Below are 2293 nucleotides of genomic sequence, written 5' to 3'. Positions count from 1 at the left end.
ACTAAATCAGTAAGTTGGCAGCATCACCAGAATAACGTGTCCTTTACAGTTCATTATCAAATTAAGGACACGCTGGTACTGCCCGGAATCAAGTTGTTTAGACAAGTTTTGTAATGCTGCGCCTTGTTCTGCCAGGGTCTGGCGAACAGAGGTAATTAAATATGGATCGATAGTACTGCTCTGGTCATCAGGTAAATGTCTTTCAGACATATCAGCTCCTTTGCACGGAAATAATGCCACAGTCACAACAAACCCGAACCCACAATAAATTATTGATATTAAATCAATGGGTTATAACGAAATATTTTTATGAATATAAAATCATGGTCAGCCCATGCGCTTATGCAGGGCTTATCACCTTCTTATTAAGTCGCAATGTCTCATGGGAGTGCGAAGATGCTGCAATATTACAGGCGAGAAGGGGGAACCAAATTTTGCCCACCTATTTAACACACCCCTACATTATGAACAAGGAATTTAGGATTTTTATCATTTATTAAAACGTTTCGTGCTTAACTATTGAGTTAAAAAACAATTTAGCAATTGATTGTTTCATTGTAAAAAAAGAACGTATGACACTGTTATCAATAAATAAAACACGTCAGTAATGGTGATGATGTTTTTCGATTAACTATTTAAGTCATGCATAATAAACAGATTGACAATTTCCTTGTAAAGCAGAAGAAAATAATAAAATTTTGGCGGTGAATATTAAACGATATGATAGTTGAGAGATTGATTATTTCTGGTGATTGATGCGGAATTAAACCAGGCAGGATTGAATTTTGGCCACATCTATTTTTCAGGAGATTATTATTAAATAAAAAATAACGATAGTGATTATCATTGGTTGAGCTGGAGCCACATATGCCAGCGAGTACGTCCGTCCTGGGCCTTCTTTCACTTCAGAGAAAGAGCCGATGGAAGAACAATCATCAGGCTCTTTTTGCGTTACACGCGCCGGTAAGGAGGTGCCTTGTATGAAGGCGTCTCCGACAACCACCAGTTCACTCCAGACTCAGAGTGGTTTATTAATCGCGTCATAAAGATGGTTCAACGTTTTCAGGCGCTGCTTGTATGCTTTCGTCAGGCAGGTTGTATCGCCACCACACTGGCGACGTTCAGCCAGCCACAGTACCTGTGAGTCATGCAGTTCCCCGGCGGCTCCCATCGCGTAAAGCCCATGAAGAAACTGATACTTAACACTCATCTCCACATCCAAATCGTTCAGGCTATGTGATGAGCAAATTGCTTTTTCATCCGCACTGCGGGACTGGCGGCAGTCAAAACTGGCTGCCGTGGCGGAGAAAGCAGGGAGAGTGATGATGAGAAACGCGGTAAGAATATTTTTCACTGGCCGATCTCCCCGGAGCGAATAACGGGCCCCGGAGCCATGGTCAGGGTTTTATTTCTCAACAACCTGAAAGCCATCGCCTCTCCGGTTTTCACTGACAGTTCACAGGCGAAGTGAAAGGTCGTCCAGTTAATCCCCCTACGGTACTGACCATTACCTGTCAGCAGTGCAGGTGAGATCAGACACTGCATATTATGTTTCCCCTGATCGAAAATAACCTTATCTACGTCGGTATACCGCTTCTGTAGTTCTTTCAGTGCGAGTGGTCGGCAAATAAATTCGGCCACACGTTGAGCTTCTGTCCAGTTGGTATAGACAAAATTACGGTCATCTTTCCCTTTTACCTCGTGATTAATGACGTTATTCAGGTGTTCTACCTGGGCAGGGTTCAATGTGACGTTCGCTGCAAATGCAAATCCGGTATACATACAGGATATTGCGGTAATTATAACCAAACGTTTAAAACTCATAAATACTCCGTTACGCATAAGTTTCTACATTTACTGTGCAATGACAATGTAAGATCCAGGAATAATTAACATGCTGCGCTGAATCAATTTTTTATGGTTAATCAGGTCGTTCGGGTGTAGGCCTGAATATGCTGTAATGCAAATTTCCGCTTGCCTAAAATAAAATCTCCTCGCCGATATTGAGACCTGTGGATACGGGGATGACCTGATTGCCGGACAAGAATTTAATGTCATTACACGGCGAATACTTATGAATTACTTAGGCAACATGGGCATAACTATCAGATAACAGTATCTGTGGCATAGGCGCGGGTAAGTCAGTATTTTGCACTATGTATAGCCTGTCTATTAACAGATGTTGTGGTAAATAAAAAACAAAAAAACATAATAAAAATATAATTAGGAATATTTATAAAGACGTTTTTAATCAATTAATATGGCTGCGATTATTTTTATTGTCAGGCAATTT

General features: G+C 41.0%; 2 protein-coding genes and 1 pseudogene. All 3 read right to left on the bottom strand.

Annotated elements, in window-relative coordinates; translation table 11 throughout:
• Nucleotides 1–27: 27 nt before the first annotated feature.
• A pseudogene (locus EQY_RS0122930) lies at nucleotides 28–210 on the bottom strand (KpsF/GutQ family sugar-phosphate isomerase); the annotation flags it as partial.
• Nucleotides 211–1018: 808 nt separating this feature from the next.
• Nucleotides 1019–1354 carry a lysozyme inhibitor LprI family protein gene (locus EQY_RS0122925; RefSeq protein ID WP_000789901.1) on the bottom strand — a complete coding sequence of 112 codons (336 nt, stop codon included), beginning with the start codon at nucleotides 1352–1354 and terminating at the stop codon, nucleotides 1019–1021.
• Entirely contained in the window at nucleotides 1351–1824 is a 474-nt protein-coding gene (locus EQY_RS0122920; protein WP_000008715.1) for a hypothetical protein, read from the bottom strand. The genes EQY_RS0122925 and EQY_RS0122920 overlap by 4 nt, the downstream gene beginning before the upstream one ends.
• Between the last annotated feature and the right edge of the window lie 469 nt (nucleotides 1825–2293).

The organism is Escherichia sp. TW14182 (assembly GCF_000208525.1).
Taxonomy (GTDB): domain Bacteria; phylum Pseudomonadota; class Gammaproteobacteria; order Enterobacterales; family Enterobacteriaceae; genus Escherichia; species Escherichia ruysiae.
Note: the sequence above shows the minus strand (reverse complement) of the source record. Positions and strands in the feature narration are given on the sequence as shown.

What these genes read in the sequence shown, in the direction of transcription:
- EQY_RS0122920 (WP_000008715.1), bottom strand. Translation starts at nt 1,824, where the DNA reads ATGAGTTTTAAACGTTTGGTTATAATTACCGCAATATCCTGTATGTAT.